The 14,640-nt window shown below is 61.4% G+C and carries 17 protein-coding genes; 12 read left to right on the top strand and 5 right to left on the bottom strand.

Going from position 1 to position 14,640, the window contains the following annotated elements; translation table 11 throughout:
• Positions 1–231: 231 nt before the first annotated feature.
• The 4 genes from B3E91_RS02550 (at position 232) to B3E91_RS02535 (ending at position 5,675) form a co-directional block, all read left to right on the top strand.
• Positions 232–444, top strand: a complete 213-nt coding sequence (locus B3E91_RS02550; protein WP_090231094.1) for a cold-shock protein — start codon at positions 232–234, stop codon at positions 442–444.
• Between the two features lie 158 nt (positions 445–602).
• Positions 603–1,403: a glucose 1-dehydrogenase gene (locus B3E91_RS02545; RefSeq protein ID WP_287028228.1), complete on the top strand. Its 801-nt coding sequence runs from the start codon at positions 603–605 to the stop codon at positions 1,401–1,403.
• Positions 1,396–3,207 (top strand): glycoside hydrolase family 15 protein, encoded by a 1,812-nt coding sequence (locus B3E91_RS02540; protein WP_287028226.1) that lies wholly within the window; start codon positions 1,396–1,398, stop codon positions 3,205–3,207. Before B3E91_RS02545 ends, B3E91_RS02540 begins: the two co-directional genes overlap by 8 nt.
• A 110-nt stretch (positions 3,208–3,317) precedes the next feature.
• The gene (locus B3E91_RS02535) at positions 3,318–5,675 is read left to right on the top strand and encodes an ATP-dependent DNA helicase (RefSeq protein ID WP_287028224.1); all 2,358 of its coding nucleotides are present in this window, start codon (positions 3,318–3,320) and stop codon (positions 5,673–5,675) included.
• Here the strand turns inward: B3E91_RS02535 and B3E91_RS02530 are convergent.
• The gene (locus B3E91_RS02530) at positions 5,672–6,082 is read right to left on the bottom strand and encodes a hypothetical protein (protein ID WP_273234407.1); all 411 of its coding nucleotides are present in this window, start codon (positions 6,080–6,082) and stop codon (positions 5,672–5,674) included. The genes B3E91_RS02535 and B3E91_RS02530 overlap by 4 nt on opposite strands.
• Before the next feature lie 138 nt (positions 6,083–6,220).
• On the opposite strand from B3E91_RS02530, the gene B3E91_RS02525 reads away from it, so the two are divergent.
• The 8 genes from B3E91_RS02525 to B3E91_RS02490 all read left to right on the top strand — a co-directional run bounded on the left by B3E91_RS02525 (position 6,221) and on the right by B3E91_RS02490 (position 9,153).
• The gene (locus B3E91_RS02525; RefSeq protein ID WP_287028222.1) at positions 6,221–7,006 is read left to right on the top strand and encodes an exodeoxyribonuclease III; all 786 of its coding nucleotides are present in this window, start codon (positions 6,221–6,223) and stop codon (positions 7,004–7,006) included.
• 576 nt (positions 7,007–7,582) lie between these two features.
• Complete coding sequence (locus B3E91_RS02520) at positions 7,583–7,774, top strand: hypothetical protein (protein WP_273234402.1); 192 nt, start codon at positions 7,583–7,585, stop codon at positions 7,772–7,774.
• A gap of 54 nt (positions 7,775–7,828) precedes the next feature.
• Positions 7,829–8,035 carry a hypothetical protein gene (locus B3E91_RS02515; RefSeq protein WP_273234401.1) on the top strand — a complete coding sequence of 69 codons (207 nt, stop codon included), beginning with the start codon at positions 7,829–7,831 and terminating at the stop codon, positions 8,033–8,035.
• 41 nt (positions 8,036–8,076) lie between these two features.
• On the top strand, positions 8,077–8,265 hold the full coding sequence (locus tag B3E91_RS02510) for a hypothetical protein (RefSeq protein ID WP_273234399.1): 189 nt from the start codon (positions 8,077–8,079) through the stop codon (positions 8,263–8,265).
• Positions 8,266–8,295: 30 nt separating this feature from the next.
• On the top strand, positions 8,296–8,478 hold the full coding sequence (locus tag B3E91_RS02505) for a hypothetical protein (RefSeq protein ID WP_273234397.1): 183 nt from the start codon (positions 8,296–8,298) through the stop codon (positions 8,476–8,478).
• A gap of 43 nt (positions 8,479–8,521) precedes the next feature.
• Entirely contained in the window at positions 8,522–8,701 is a 180-nt protein-coding gene (locus B3E91_RS02500; protein WP_139210745.1) for a hypothetical protein, read from the top strand.
• A 38-nt stretch (positions 8,702–8,739) separates the two neighbouring features.
• A complete protein-coding gene (locus B3E91_RS02495) occupies positions 8,740–8,925 on the top strand; it encodes a hypothetical protein (protein WP_273234395.1) in 186 nt (61 codons plus the stop codon).
• A gap of 39 nt (positions 8,926–8,964) precedes the next feature.
• Complete coding sequence (locus B3E91_RS02490; RefSeq protein ID WP_273234394.1) at positions 8,965–9,153, top strand: hypothetical protein; 189 nt, start codon at positions 8,965–8,967, stop codon at positions 9,151–9,153.
• A gap of 933 nt (positions 9,154–10,086) precedes the next feature.
• Here B3E91_RS02490 and B3E91_RS02485 read toward each other — a convergent pair.
• The 4 genes from B3E91_RS02485 to B3E91_RS02470 form a co-directional block, all read right to left on the bottom strand.
• Positions 10,087–11,457, bottom strand: coding sequence for an MmgE/PrpD family protein (locus tag B3E91_RS02485; RefSeq protein ID WP_287028220.1), 1,371 nt, complete (start codon positions 11,455–11,457; stop codon positions 10,087–10,089).
• A gap of 40 nt (positions 11,458–11,497) precedes the next feature.
• The gene (locus B3E91_RS02480; protein WP_273234391.1) at positions 11,498–11,809 is read right to left on the bottom strand and encodes a DUF4387 family protein; all 312 of its coding nucleotides are present in this window, start codon (positions 11,807–11,809) and stop codon (positions 11,498–11,500) included.
• A 2-nt stretch (positions 11,810–11,811) separates the two neighbouring features.
• Positions 11,812–13,179 (bottom strand): acyclic terpene utilization AtuA family protein, encoded by a 1,368-nt coding sequence (locus tag B3E91_RS02475; protein WP_286786511.1) that lies wholly within the window; start codon positions 13,177–13,179, stop codon positions 11,812–11,814.
• Positions 13,180–13,311: 132 nt separating this feature from the next.
• Positions 13,312–14,595 carry a CitMHS family transporter gene (locus B3E91_RS02470; RefSeq protein WP_286786510.1) on the bottom strand — a complete coding sequence of 428 codons (1,284 nt, stop codon included), beginning with the start codon at positions 14,593–14,595 and terminating at the stop codon, positions 13,312–13,314.
• Positions 14,596–14,640 lie beyond the last annotated feature (45 nt).

Below are 14,640 nucleotides of genomic sequence, written 5' to 3'. Positions count from 1 at the left end.
AGCCAAAAACTCACGTCAACCGCTTTTTTGAAAGAGTTTCAGCTGACAGATTTGCCTACATCTACATGGGGAAGTCGGCTAGGGACTGCCTGCAGCTCTCGGAGCCGCTTCCACAACTATATGTGTCGCGGACAGAATAAAAGCTACCGATACGCCCCCGGTTGGGATACTCTGCATGAGAGCCGTGGGCGAGACTGCACCATAGGCCTTAATTTTTTCTGGAGTTGCACAATGGCTAATCGCCAAACTGGTACCGTTAAGTGGTTCAACGATGAAAAAGGCTTCGGCTTCATCACCCCGACTGATGGCTCTGCCGATCTGTTCGTACACTTCAAAGCCATTCAGAGTGATGGATTCAAAAGCCTGAAAGAAGGCCAGCAGGTCTCCTTCGTTCCCGCTAAGGGCCAGAAAGGCATGCAAGCCGAAGAAGTGCGCGTAGACTAAGTCTGCAGCTCTACTGAAAAAAGCCCCGCTTGCGGGGCTTTTTTTATGCCTGCAGAAACGCATCCGGTTACCAGGAAAGCCCGTAGCCAGGCCCCTGCGGACGAAACTCTGCATGTTGGGGGCAGTCAGCTCTAGGGTGACCAACCCGGGAGCAGATGATGGAAATCAGTTTGGAAGGCCAGGTCGCCCTGGTTACCGGAGCCAGCTCCGGAATCGGCAAAGCAGCCGCCAAAGCGCTGGCCGACGCCGGCGCTGCAGTCGTAGTCAACTACAACTCACATGCCGAACCCGCCCAGCAGCTGGTCGCGGAGATCCAGGCGGCCGGGGGCAGGGCGATAGCCGTGAAAGCCGATGTCTCCAACGAGCCGGACGTCGAGCAGATCTTCAGGCAGACCCTGAACGAGTTCGGCAGGCTGGACATCCTGGTGGCGAACTCCGGCATGCAGCGCGACGCCGCAATTCTGGACATGACGCTCGACGACTGGAACGCCGTCATCCAGGTCAACCTCACCGGTCAGTTCCTCTGCGCCCGGGCGGCCATCCGCCAATTCGTGGCGCAGGGCATCGATGCCTCCATATCCCGCGCGGCCGGCAAGATCATCCATATGAGCTCGGTACACGAGCGCATCCCATGGGCGGGCCATGTCAATTACGCCGCGTCCAAAGGGGGTGTCGACCTGCTCATGCGAAGCCTTGCGCAAGAGGTCTCCCATCAGCGCATACGTATCAATAGCGTGGCGCCTGGCGCCATCAGCACAGCGATAAACGAAGAGGCCACACAGGGCGATGCGGCGGACAAGCTCCTCGAGCTGATTCCCTACGGCCGGATCGGAGCCGTCGAGGACGTGGCCAACGCGATCGTCTGGCTCGCCTCCGACGCCTCCGACTATGTGGTCGGGGCCAGCCTGTTCATCGATGGAGGCATGAGCCTCTACCCGGAATTTCGTGATAATGGATGAAGCCCTCATGCAACGCCCCATCGAAGCTCACGGCATCATTGGAGACATGCAGACCGCCGCGCTGATCGCCGACGATGGCTGTGTCGACTTCCTCTGCTGGCCGAACTTCGACAGCCCCACCATCTTCGCCTCTCTGCTGGACAGTCCGAAGGCCGGCGCCTTCGAGATTGCTCCGGACATTCCCTCCCCGCGTCATCAGCAGATCTACCTGCCCGACAGCAACATTCTGCAGACCCGCTGGCTAGGTGAAACGGCCATCGCCGAGGTGACCGACTTCATGCCCGTAGGCAACCATCAGGGGTCACCGCGGCTGATCCGGCAGGTCAACGCGGTGCGCGGCGAGATCAGATTCACGATGCGTTGTGCTGTGCGACACGACTATGGGCGCGCTGACACCCGCGCGGAGGCCGACGGCGCAGACGTGTGCTTCCACGCCGAAGGACAACCGACGCTTCGCCTCGCCGCCACCTGCTCGCTGACGATAGAGGACGGCGCCGCGTTGGCCGAGTTCGTCCTCGCCGAAGGTGAGAGCGTCCAGTTGCTGCTGAGCGACGCCAGCGACCAGCGCATGAATGCGGACGACGCCCAGCACTGCCAGCAGGAGACCCTCTCCTTCTGGCGCGACTGGGTTCACCGATCCAACTACCGCGGCCGCTGGCGCGAAGCCGTCGAGCGCTCCGCTCTCGCGCTCAAGCTGCTCACGTCGCGCAAACATGGCGCGATACTCGCCGCCGCCACCTTCGGGCTCCCTGAAGCGCCGGGCGGCTCCCGCAACTGGGATTACCGCTATACCTGGGTCCGCGACGCGTCCTTCACGGTGTACGCGTTCATGCGCCTGGGCTACGTGGACGAGGCCAACGACTTCATGCGCTGGGTCGGCAAACGCGTCAGCGAATGCAAGCGCGGCGAGTTGCGCATCGTCTATCGGGCGGACGGGGAACGGGAGCTCACCGAGGAATCCCTGCCCCACTTCGCCGGCCACGGCGGCGCCACCCCGGTTCTGATCGGCAACGACGCCTACGGTCAGGTTCAGCTGGATATCTACGGCGAACTTCTCGATGCCATTTACCTGGCGAACAAATACGGCGAGGCCGTACCGCACGATGAGTGGCAACACATCACTCGCCTCGTCGATCATGTCTGCGAACACTGGCAACAGCCCGACGTGGGGATATGGGAAATGCGCGGCGAGGCTCAGCATTTCCTGCACTCCCGGGTGATGTGCTGGGTTGCGGTGGATCGCGCCATTCGCCTTGCCAGCAAACGCTCGCTTCCCGCGCCGTTTCGCCAATGGGATGAAACCCGCCGGGCGATCCATGAAGACATCTGGAGCAACTTCTGGAACGAGGAGCGCGGCCATTTCGTTCAGCGACTGGGCAGCACCGCGCTGGATGGCGCGATGCTGATGATGCCGCTGGTACGCTTCGTCAGCGCTACCGATCCCCGCTGGCTGGCAACGCTGGATGCCATCGGCGCATCGCTGGTCAGGGACGGGATGGTGAAGCGCTATCTGCCCAGCGAAACGCCGTCGGACACCCTGGAGGGCGAAGAAGGCGCGTTCGCCGCCTGCTCCTTCTGGTACGTCGAATGCCTGGCCCGCGCGGGCCGCGTGGCGGAGGCGCACCTGGAGTTCGAGAAGCTGCTGAGTTACGCCAATCAGTTGGGTCTCTATGCCGAAGAGTTCGACGGGCGCGCCCACCATCTCGGCAACATGCCCCAGGCGCTGACTCATCTGGCCTTGATAAGCGCCGCGACCTTCCTCGATCGCAAGCTGGATAAACGCGCGACGCTCTGGCAGCCCTGACCGGAAAGGTCCGCCAGCCCGGCGGACCTTCCATCGATCGCATTCCGTTTGCCGAATGCCGGCGCCGCTGGTATCTGTACGGATAACCAGTGCCAATCGAATCCGCTCCCGTGCCCACCGCAGTCATTCCCGCCTCCCCGTCGCCCGATGCTGAGCAACGCTACGTCGTAGCCGTGCGGGCGCTGTGCGAGTTCACCGCAAAATCCGGAGATCTCGACCTGCGCTTCACGCCCTCGCCAACCGCGAGCGAAGGCATGGCGGGACATGTGGCGGTGGCGGCGAGGCGCGGCGCGGGCTACCAGACCGAACTGACCTTGAACGGGGAGTACCGGCACCTTCGGGTACGCGGTCGCGCCGACGGCTACGACCCCCAGGCGAATCGTCTGGAGGAAGTGAAAACCTATCGCGGCGACCTGGCCCTGCAGCCGGCCAATCATCGCGTCCTGCATTGGGCGCAGTTGAAGGTCTACGGCTGGTTGTTGTGCCAGCAGCTGGACTTGCAGGAAATCGAACTGACCCTGGTGTACTTCGATATCACCAGCCAGCGTGAAACCCTGATCGGCGAGCGGCACGCAGCGTCCGCACTGCGCGCGTTCTTCGAATTGCAGTGCCAGCGTTTCATCGCCTGGGCGGAACAGGAACTCGCGCATCGCAAACGGCGTGACCTGGCGCTCGGTGCGCTGCGCTTTCCCCACGAAGCCTTTCGACGCGGACAGCGCCCGCTGGCGGAAGCCGTCTACAAAGCCGCCTGCACTGGCACCCACCTGCTCGCTCAAGCCCCGACGGGCATCGGTAAAACCCTCGGCACGCTGTTTCCGCAGCTCAAGGCGATGCCTGGCCAGCGGCTGGACAAGGTGTTCTTCCTCGCGGCGAAGTCTCCGGGCCGCCAGTTGGCCTTGCACAGCCTGCAAACCCTGCGCGGCGAGACGCAGCATCCGCCCCTGCGCGTGCTCGAACTGGTGGCCCGCGACAAAGCCTGCGAGCACCCGGACAAAGCCTGCAACGGTGCGTCCTGCCCACTCGCCCAGGGCTTCTACGATCGCCTGCCGGCAGCGCGCGAAGCGGCGTTGAACGTGGCCTGGCTGGACCAGCAGGCGCTGCGGTGCGTGGCACTGGAGCATCGCATCTGCCCCTATTACCTGAGCCAGGAACTGACGCGCTGGGTCGATCTGGTGATCGGCGATTACAACTACTACTTCGACCTGGGCGGCCTGCTGCACGGGCTGACCCAATCCAACGAATGGCGTATCGCCGTGCTGGTGGACGAAGCGCACAACCTGGTGGAGCGCGCTCGACAGATGTACAGCGCCGCGCTCGACCAGTCGCAGCTGGCCTCGATACGCCGCGAGGCACCCGCGCCTCTGAAGCGACCGCTGGACCGTGTCCATCGCCAATGGAACGCCCTGCATTCCGAGCAAATCGCGCCGTACCAGCGCCATGACGCACTCCCGACGAAATTGCTGCAGGCCTTGCAGCAGGCGGGCTCGGCCCTGATGGACCATTTCAGCGAAGCCCCGTCGTCCATCGACCCGGCCCTGCAGGCCTTCTACTTCGACAGCCTGCAGTTCCTGCGCATCGCCGAGCTGTTCGGCCCCCATTCGTTCTTCGACGTGCACAAACGCGACATCGGCCGGGGCCGCAGCGCTTCGCTGCTGAACCTGCGCAACCTGGTACCGGCGCCCTTCCTGCAGCCGCGCTTCGAGGCCAGCCGCTCGACCGTGCTGTTCTCCGCGACACTCAGCCCGCAGCACTACTATCGAGAACTGCTGGGCTTGCCCGATACCTGCCGCTGGATCGATGTGGAGTCGCCGTTCGACCCGCGGCAACTCCGGGTGACGGTGGTGGACGACCTGTCGACCCGCTATCAGCATCGACAGTCGTCCCTGCGCCCGATCGTCGAGCTGATCGGACAGCAGTTCGCCAACCGCTCAGGCAACTACCTGGCCTTCTTCAGCAGCTTCGATTACCTGCAGCAGGTGGCGCAGCTCCTGGCCGAACGATTTCCGCACATTCCGCTGTGGCAACAATCGAGGCGCATGGATGAGCCGGCCCGGGCCGAGTTTCTCGACCGCTTCACGACGCATGGTCGGGGCATTGGTTTCGCCGTGCTCGGGGGCGCGTTCGGCGAGGGCATCGATCTGCCGGGCGAGCGCCTGATCGGCGCGTTCATCGCCACGCTCGGCCTGCCACAGCTGAACCCGGTCAACGAACAGATCAAGCTGCGCATGCAGCAGCTGTTCGGCGCCGGTTACGACTACACCTACCTCTACCCCGGCCTGCAGAAAGTGGTGCAGGCGGCGGGGCGGGTCATCCGCGGCCAGGATGATCGCGGCGAGGTGTATCTGATCGACGACCGCTTCGCCCTGCGCCAGGTACGCGCGTTGCTACCCGCCTGGTGGAGCGTCGCGTGCGCCTCGATCGCGGACTGTACCGCGACCGAGAGTCGGCTCGACCCGGTGCCCGGCTAGCGGCAGTAACCCTCCTGGCCGCTGCGGATGATCAGGCAGTTCGACTTGTCGGCGAGCCACTTGAATCCGGTTTCCACGCCCTTTCCAGGCCGAATGGTCTGCTGCGCCCCACCACGCACGAAGCGGATCGTCTCGCCATCGGCCTGCCCGACGAATTCGGCCTGGCCGTCCAGATCGCTTTTGATGGTCAGCACGTAGTGCCCTTCCCCGCCCTCGGCATTCGCACGAATATCGAGGAAGAGTCCCTCGGGGCCCAGCCACCGACCAATCCAACTGTCGGTAGCCGGCACCTGCGTGGACGGCACGACCGCCGCCCGCTCGGGCGCCGCCGTACTGGTTGCGGGTGCGGTGTCGTCGCCGCAACCCGCCAGGGTAGCCAGCATCATCATCGTGATGATCCGTTTCATGCGCGCCTCGCTGCTTGGGAAAGATGATCATGTCGAGCCCTCGATGCGCCTTGTCGTTCCCCAAACGGAGAACTTCCCGCATCGCGCCCCTTCTACCGATCAGGTGCGGATCGTCTCCACAGGTAGAAAGGAACCCTCATGTCCAACTTGAAGATCGCCACGTTCAACATCAATGGCATCCGCTCGCGGTTGCCCATCCTGCTGGAATGGCTGGAGCGGGAAGCACCGGATATCGCCTGCCTGCAGGAGTTGAAAGCGCCGGACAAAGGCTTCCCCATCGATGACATAAGGGCCGCTGGCTATGGTGCGATCTGGCAGGGGCAGAGCTCATGGAATGGCGTGGCGATTCTCGCCAAGGGAATGGATCCGCTGGAAATCCGCCGTGGTTTGCCGGGAAACGAAAGCGACGGCCAGAGCCGCTATCTTGAGGCCGCGGCCCATGGGGTGATCGTCGCCAGCCTGTATCTGCCGAACGGAAACCCGCAGCCAGGCCCGAAATTCGACTACAAACTGGCCTGGTTCGAACACTTCATCGACCACGCTGCCGACCTGCTGGAGAGCGATCATCCCGTCGTACTGGCGGGCGACTACAACGTCGTCCCCACAGACATGGACATCTACAACACGCGTTCCTGGCTGAAGGACGCGCTCTTGCAGCCGGAAAGCCGCGCCTGCTATGAGCGCCTGCTGGAACAGGGATGGACCGACGCCCTGCGCGCGCATTTTCCCGACGAGCGGATCTACACCTTCTGGGATTACTTCCGCCAGCACTGGCAAAAGAACTCGGGCCTGCGCATCGATCATTTGCTGCTCAGCCGTACGCTCTCACCCTGTCTGAGAGACGCTGGCGTGGACCGCTGGGTTCGGGATCTGCCCCATACCAGCGACCACGCGCCGACGTGGATTTCGCTCGAGATGGCCTGAAAAAAGACGGCCAAAAGGGCAGCTTGGCGACGGAAAAACGGCCACGTACTAACGTTCAGTCGATAAAAAAGAAGATCGAGCGACGACTTTTTTCCAGCGAAAAACCCTGCTTTTTAAGCGGTTAAAAAGCCTGGAAGAAAGCAAAAAAAGCGCGAGCAGTGGCCACAGGCCATACCGATTGTCGACTGAGCAGAAAAAATTTCATAACTCAGAAACGCAACCTGATTATTAAAAAAACCGGGATATGGGAGTGATCTTCGCCGATACCGCTTCGATTTAAGCGAAACGGCGAAGTCTTGAAATTCCCGAGATTTTTCTATTTCGAGAGACGCAGAAAAAGTACGTGGAGCTATTCTGCGACGAAACAGTCGAAGCGTTTGCAGGCACCGCGCCACGGGCGTTTAAGCGGAACGACAGGCGGCCGAATCTTCTTCGAGCAAATGCTCAAATTTGATGATACTTTCGGGATGGCGGAACGCCACAGTCAGATAACCGACTACCTGGCACCAATACGCCAACCGAATGACACCGCCTGGCTGAGCAGGCTAAAAGTAAGCCAACTTAAGGATGACTGACATGAGCTTCGCTGACTCGATGATCGACCTCGACTCCATGAACTCCGACGGCGTCGAAATCAATAAAATTCGTATTCCGTTCTTTTCCAGAATCATCGCAAAAGTTGCCTCGCTCATGCCAGCCGCGAAGTTGAGCAGCGGTCTTCGCCTTGAACTTCAAAGTCATAAGCAGCACCTCGGTCGCGGGATCTAGATCGGTCCGGGACGGTATGTATTTTTATAAACCATTTTTGAAAGGATATCCATCATGAGTTTCGCCGCCTCGATTTGCGATCTTGATACCATGAACTCGGCCGTTGCCAAAATCAACCATGTTCAGCTGACTTCCTTCAAAAAAATTCTTCGCAGCGTCGTCGCACTCGTATCGACCTCTACTTCGCGCGAAATAAACCAAACGCAAAAAATTGGCAAGCCCGACATCGGGCGTGAATCGAATCAGAGCAAGAACTCCTGATCAAGTTCCATAACCTCACAGAAAATCAAAGGACGAACGCCATGAGCTTTGCAGACTCGATGAATTCCCTGGACGCCATGAACGACGACGAAGTAGTGATCAATGAAATTCGCCTGCCGTCGATCAAGAGCCTTGCCCTGAAAGTTATCTCGTTGTTCAAGCCGGGCAATACGGTCGATGCCTCGCGCGCCCAGTACATCCAACAACCGAACATCAGCCAGCACTCCTGACTTTCTTTGAAACCAGCAAGGATGACCAACATGAGCTTTGCAGATTCGATGAACTCCCTGGACGCCATGAATGACGACGAAGTTGTAATCAACTCCATTCGACTGCCGTCCGTGAAAGTTCTTTTTGCCAGAATCGTTTCGCTCTTCAAACCGGAACAAACCGTCGACCTGTCTGCCAGCCAGCGTCAGCAACACGGCCTCCAGCAGCTCTAGATCAAGACTGAACTTGCCCTTAACCACGAAAAGGATGACCGCCATGAGCTTTGCAGATTCGATGAATTCGCTGGACGCCATGAACGACGACGACGTTGTGATCAACGAGATTCGCCTGCCGTCGATCAAGGTTCTTCTTGCAAGGATGATTGCCTCCCTCAAACCGGCACCGCGACTCGTAGAGCCGGCCAGCCAGCACCTGGGCCACGTTCAGCAGTCCTGATCACCCTCGACAATCCCAACTACGGAAGGACGATTACCATGAGCTTTGCAGATTCGATGAACTCGCTGGACGCCATGAACGACGACGAAATCGTGATCAACGAGATTCGCCTGCCCTCGTTCAAAACCATCGTGCTCAAGTTCGTTTCGCTGTTCAAACCCGAGCGCAACCCGGTTCTCGGCAACGCAACGGTCCAACAGCAGAACTTAGGCCAGCCGTTGTAATTTGATAAACCACTCGATGGACAATTGGGAGATACATCCATGAGCTTTGCGGACTCGATGCAATCGATGGACGAGATGAATGGCGATGACGTTCGGATCAACGAACTTACTCTACCGCTTGCAGGAAAGATCAGGGCAATGTTTACCGCGCTATTGACCGGCCATAGCCAATTTCGTGCACGCGTGAACGAAAACCATATTGCGACAAATCCTACGCCACAGACCTGAGTTACCCGCGCAGGTTATGCGCGAGCGAGTAAGCCACCCAGAACATGGGTTGGATTTATCGTTCATTGAAATTGATATCGGAAATCCAAGTGATTTCTGGAGTGGTCATCCGAGAGCTTTAAGCGACTACTGAGCATCGCCTTTGTGACTTTGGAAAAGATATCGCGAAACTGGAAGCGTCCACTGCTACGGACCCCGATTTCGTATTACATGCCCGTCGACTCGAGACGATAGATCGAGAGAACTTCCGTCGCTCCAGCAGGGTTCGCTCTATGCAGTCATGGAACATCGGCCGAATAACAGCTTGCGGTCCGGATGTGGTTGTTTATCCGCCTGGGTAGTTGGTAAATATCCTCTACGCATCTCGAAATCTATTCATGGAAACCTGGATATTCTTCCTGGATTGACACTCCTCGCCCAATCTCTCGGGACTGGTCAGAACATTAACTCTGATCCCGGAAAGCACCCGCCATCTAATTAGCCAGTATCGCGCACGGATATTATCGTCATGCGTTAACACGCGACGTAAACAGTGGCGCTCGGTTTATATGAGTATTTCCAACCAGACGCTGCCTGGCGTCCGTGTACATCAAGTACGAGCCGATAGGCGAATCCGCCATTCACCGATAGCGCTCATGGCGTGGCTAGCGGATCCCCGCGAGATGCTGGAGCGCGTGGAAGCAGCCGCTGGCCACTGCCACGGCTCCCCGCGTGATGTTGAGACTGCCCCCTGCGTCACAGTTGGCAAGGGTGAAGCGCGATGAAGAGGCCGTAAGCAGCTGATTATCACAGCGGTAAGCCTACGGCGAGGCGGCACGCCTACGCGCCGCTCGCACCGCGGAAGCGAATCGAGGCGATCCGCCCAGGGCAATTGGACAGGGGCAAGGCACCGGCAGGGGTGGCTCCTGCTCCCTTGTCACAGTCAGCCGGCGCTCAATGCGCCTCAATGATGGCCAGCTCGAAAAGCGCTTCGAGTCCCTGCTGTTCCTCCATACTCCAGATGCATTCGAGCAGCTTGTCGATCCGCTCGGCGCCCAGGAGAGGACAGAGAAGCGTCCGAAACTTGTTTTCGAAGTCTTCATCGTCCATCGGCGTAGCGAGCGAGCCCCGCGCGGCGTTGACCTGTTTGGTGAGGGTCTCACCCGAGGTCAGCTCGATGGTCACCCGGTTGGGAATCTGCGCCGGAAACAGCGCGGTCAGCTCCTCGTTGGGGTACACACTGATCTTGTCCATGAACGCCAGCACGCTGGGTTCGCCAAGCTTTTTCGGGGCGAAGGACGAAGCGGTTATCTGCCCGTCGAGCAAGGCCCTCGCCACGGCGTAGGGCAAGCTATGGTCCGCCGTTTCACGGCTGGCGGGCCGCCATTTTTCCGGGTCCTTGCCGAGGATCCGGTAGCCCACCTCGGTGGTGTCGATGCGCACGGCGCGTATGACTCCGAGGTCACCGAGCTGGCTGCGCAGTTCCAGCGCGGCCCATACCGCGGTCTGCATTTCACCCTGCATCGGCAGCAGCTTGGTCAACGTATTAAGGATGCGGAAGTCGCCATTCTCGGCGTTGCCGAACTGCTGGACATCGAGCTGGAAGGCGCCGGTGATCTGCTTCATGAAGCCCATCTCGCCCTCGAAGATCGGCGATGGCCCGGTCACGCCGTGGCGCGCCAGCAGCGCGGAAAATACGCCGTTGCGGGCGGCATTGGCGGCCGAGCAACCTTTCCATGCCGACAGTTCGCCCGCGCGTACCTGGCGCAGGGCGATATGCCCGTTCACCGCGATGTTGATGGCGTGCGCCAGTTGCTCCTGGCTCAGTTTCATCAGCCGCCCGGCGGCCACCGTGGCTGAGACCAGCACGTAGTTCACGTGGTCCCAGCCGAGGCGATAGAGGTTGGCGGCGTCCTGCAGGCGGCATTGCACTTCATAGGCCAGCACGATGGCGACGATCAGCTCCCGGCCCGAGGCGCCCTCGGCTTCGGCAACCGCCAGGCAGGTGGGAATGTTGTCGCTGGGATGGCCCAGTTCCTTGGCGATGTAGCCGTCATTGAAATCGTAATAGCGCACCATGGCGCCATTCACGAATGCGGCCATATCGACGCTGGTTTTCTGCGCCGTGCCGAGCACGCTCGACGAGTCGAGGGGCACGCTGCCGGCGAAGCGGCGCAAGTCGGCGACCACCGTTTCGTCGAAGCTGCCCAGGGCGCAACCAAGGCTGTCGACCATGCGTTGTTTGACCTTGTGCACCACCGCGGCGGGCAGGTCGTCGTAGCGAAGTGTCAAGGCGTAGTGGCTGAGTTGTTCTGCCAGGTTCATAGAAGGTTTCCAGAAAGAGAGGGACTGGCTGTTCAAGACATCACGCGCGCCGGCTGGCGAGCGCCTCGGTAAGGACGTTGGCCCACTGCGCGCCGTGCATGTCCCGGTCCTGCAGCGAACCCTGCACTACCGGGCGCGGCAGGCTGATCTTGATCACGTTCAGCGCCTCCAGGCGGAACACCCTCACCTGCTGCGGGTCGCCGTGCAGCATCTCCGCCATCGCGGGCTCGGCCAGGCGCGGCTCCTGGCTCAGCTGGCGGAAAACCTCGGTATTCGCGCAGAAGATGTCGAAGGTGAGCCAGTAAGGCCCGGCGTTTTTCGAACGGATCTCGTAACCCTGGGAATGGCTCATGCTCAAGCTCCTGTAGTGGTGATGTCGAAACGGAACGGCGCCAACGGATCCTCGATCACCATCACGTGGTTGAGCATGAATTCGTAGGCGGGGCCGCGATCCATGGACGGGGGCGACAGCGGAAACGCGTGGGACGGCAGCTCCTTGTCGTCGGGCAGCGGGAAATGCAGCAGATACGGGTTGAGCAAGGCGATGATGTCCTGCGTCCGCGAGGCCTGCGGGGTGGTCACGATGGCCAGAACACCGATCTCCACCGGCTGGCCGACCTGGCTCTCCAGATCGCCGAGCGCCGAGTTCTTGCCGATGGCGCGGAACTGCAGGTCGTAATCCGCCGGGCCGATGTCGAGGTTCTTCTCGATGCGCTTGCGCATGACCTGGTCCAGCGAGGCCAGCCATTCGTCGAAGCGGGCGATGTATTCCGGGCCACGCACCAGGCTCAGGAGTACCGATTGGTACCCCGCCACCGCGGCGCCTTCGAGCTTCACCGTGTAGTGCTCGCTGGTGGTCCACAGCGAACCTTCGACCCGCACCCTCTTCTCGTCGATCGCGTGGTAGCGCGCCGCCTCGACGTTCAACACGCCACCCGGCTCCACCAGTACATTGGGGTTGCTGTTCTCGTAGAGCATGTGCGCCATGACCGAATGTGGCGTGGCTCGCGCCTGGTCGCCCACCGCGATCAGGGTGAATCCGCCGTCATCGATCTCGGCAATCACCATCGCCTCGGTTGGCGTGGTGGTGCACTGCGGACCGCACTCCAGGGTCTTGCCGGCGTGCCAGGCGGGGCCCGCCGGTGCGCCATGCAGGATGGGGAAGCAGGCCAGCACCGCGGTGTCGGTGGCGCGCCCGGCGAGGACGATGTCAGCGCCCTGCTCGAGCGCATGGATGAACGGCTCGACTCCCATTACCGCGACGATCCGCGAGCAGCGCTCGATGTGCGCCTGGTCGATCGGCCGCACCGGGTTCAACGGCAGTATCCGTCCGTCCGCCAGGGCCTGGGTCACTGTGGCGGTGTTCTGTTCGCTATAGATAGCGGCGATCTTCACGGTCTGCTGCAGCTCGGCCGCGATCTCCAGGCACAGACCGCGCACCAGGTCCACGCCGGCATCGGAACCACAGGTGCCACAGCTGCCGATGATCAGCGGCACGCCGAGTTCGGCGCGGGCACGCATGTAGGTTTGCAATTCGGCCTTGAGCACGATGGCCGAGCTCTTGCTCTTGCCGGTGCCCAGGTAATAGGGGCCGGAGTCGGTGGAGCCGGCGTCCATGGCGATCACGTCCGGCTTCTCCAGCAGCGCCTGCTGGAAGATGTCCTGGCGTAGCCCGGAGCCCATGCCCCCGGTCGGGGCGAGCACCTTGATGGATTTTTTCATGGTCGTTCCTCTGTCGAAGGGTGCCGCCTCGCCCGCGCTTGCAGGGCCGGCGAGGCTGGCTTTTTTGCGGCAAGCCGCTGCCTGTCCCCCCGGCATTCGCCAGGGGGCGCTGTGAGTCGTGGAACGGGGGCGCTAGCTGATGGCGCCGGTCGCCAGGGCGGAAAGAATCAGTACCGCCGAACTGCCCAGCGCCCAGCCGAGGCAGTAGCGCTGCAGGTCACCGACCTCCCGTTGCAGCAGCCCGCTGAGCAGGTAGGACGCCGCCAACAGTGGGCTCAAGGCGTGCACGGGCTGGCCCAGCACGGAGGCGCGGGCGATGTGCAGCGGGTCGACCCCGTATTGCGCGCCGGCGCCACCGAGGATCGGCAGGATGCCGAAGAAGAAGGCGTCGTTGGACATGAAGAAGGTGAAGGGAATCCCCGCCAGTGCGGTGATCACGCTCATGTACGGTCCGGCGCCCTCGGGCAGCACGCCAAGGAACGCCTGGGACATGCCGTCGACCATTCCCGACCCGCTGAGGATGCCGGTGAAGGCTCCGGCCGCGAAGATCAGGGCGATCACGTTCAACACGCTCTCCGAATGGGCGGCGATGCGCTCCTTCTGGTCCTGCAGCCGTGGGTAGTTGATCACCAGCGCCAGCGCCAGGGCGACCATCATCAGCACCGGCAGCGGTCCGAGCCCCAGCCCCATGGATGCCACCAGCCCGAGGGTCAATGCCAGGTTTATCCAGAACAGCCGCGGGCGATGGCTGGGTTTCGGCTCGCGCACCAGATGCGCACTGGCCACTCCGGCGCCCCCCGGCGTCCAACCCAGACGCTTGCGCTCGCGCAGGCCCAGCCACCAGGCGGCGACGAAGGCATAGGCCAGGCCGATCACGACGGTAGGCAGCAGGCCGGTGAACACATCCATCGCATCCAGGTGCAGCGCGCTGGCGGCCCGGGCGGTGGGCCCGCCCCAGGGCACCACGTTGATCACGGTGTTGGTCAGCAGCAGCATCACCGCCAGGATCAGCGGGTTCATGCCCATGCGCAGGTACACCGGCAGAAAGGCGCTGACCACCACCAGCACCGTGGTGGAGCCGTCGCCGTCCAGGGAAATCAACGCCGACAGCGCGGCCGTTCCCAGTGTGATGCGCAACGGATCGTTACCCACCATGCGCATGATCCGCCTGATTGCCGGCTCGAACAGGCCGGCGTCGAACATCACCGCGAAGAACAGGATGGCGAACATCAACATCATCGCGGTGGGCGCCACCTTGACCATGCCCCCCATCACCATCTCGCCCAGTTGCGGACCGAGGCCGAGTGCGAGCCCGAAAACCACCGGCACCAGGATCAGCGCAACGATTGCCGACAATCGTTTGCTGAGAATCAGCGCCATGAACACCAACACCATGCCGAAACCAACCCAAGCCATTTTCTTATCCTTGTTTTTATGAAAGCTGCTTGCTGATGCCGCCTG

This window comes from Pseudomonas sp. UBA6310, assembly GCF_002438225.1.
GTDB lineage: Bacteria > Pseudomonadota > Gammaproteobacteria > Pseudomonadales > Pseudomonadaceae > Pseudomonas_O > Pseudomonas_O kuykendallii.
This window is presented reverse-complemented; position numbering and strand designations above follow the sequence as displayed.

Bases quoted from the DNA above. Each gene is read 5' to 3' on its own strand.
- B3E91_RS02470 (WP_286786510.1), bottom strand. From the start codon at position 14,595: ATGGCTTGGGTTGGTTTCGGCATGGTGTTGGTGTTCATGGCGCTGATT.
- B3E91_RS02485 (WP_287028220.1), bottom strand. From the start codon at position 11,457: ATGAACCTGGCAGAACAACTCAGCCACTACGCCTTGACACTTCGCTAC.
- B3E91_RS02490 (WP_273234394.1), top strand. From the start codon at position 8,965: ATGAGCTTTGCGGACTCGATGCAATCGATGGACGAGATGAATGGCGAT.
- B3E91_RS02475 (WP_286786511.1), bottom strand. From the start codon at position 13,179: ATGAAAAAATCCATCAAGGTGCTCGCCCCGACCGGGGGCATGGGCTCC.
- B3E91_RS02540 (WP_287028226.1), top strand. From the start codon at position 1,396: ATGGATGAAGCCCTCATGCAACGCCCCATCGAAGCTCACGGCATCATT.
- B3E91_RS02530 (WP_273234407.1), bottom strand. From the start codon at position 6,082: ATGAAACGGATCATCACGATGATGATGCTGGCTACCCTGGCGGGTTGC.
- B3E91_RS02525 (WP_287028222.1), top strand. From the start codon at position 6,221: ATGTCCAACTTGAAGATCGCCACGTTCAACATCAATGGCATCCGCTCG.
- B3E91_RS02515 (WP_273234401.1), top strand. From the start codon at position 7,829: ATGAGTTTCGCCGCCTCGATTTGCGATCTTGATACCATGAACTCGGCC.
- B3E91_RS02510 (WP_273234399.1), top strand. From the start codon at position 8,077: ATGAGCTTTGCAGACTCGATGAATTCCCTGGACGCCATGAACGACGAC.
- B3E91_RS02545 (WP_287028228.1), top strand. From the start codon at position 603: ATGGAAATCAGTTTGGAAGGCCAGGTCGCCCTGGTTACCGGAGCCAGC.
- B3E91_RS02520 (WP_273234402.1), top strand. From the start codon at position 7,583: ATGAGCTTCGCTGACTCGATGATCGACCTCGACTCCATGAACTCCGAC.
- B3E91_RS02550 (WP_090231094.1), top strand. From the start codon at position 232: ATGGCTAATCGCCAAACTGGTACCGTTAAGTGGTTCAACGATGAAAAA.
- B3E91_RS02480 (WP_273234391.1), bottom strand. From the start codon at position 11,809: ATGAGCCATTCCCAGGGTTACGAGATCCGTTCGAAAAACGCCGGGCCT.
- B3E91_RS02500 (WP_139210745.1), top strand. From the start codon at position 8,522: ATGAGCTTTGCAGATTCGATGAATTCGCTGGACGCCATGAACGACGAC.
- B3E91_RS02505 (WP_273234397.1), top strand. From the start codon at position 8,296: ATGAGCTTTGCAGATTCGATGAACTCCCTGGACGCCATGAATGACGAC.
- B3E91_RS02495 (WP_273234395.1), top strand. From the start codon at position 8,740: ATGAGCTTTGCAGATTCGATGAACTCGCTGGACGCCATGAACGACGAC.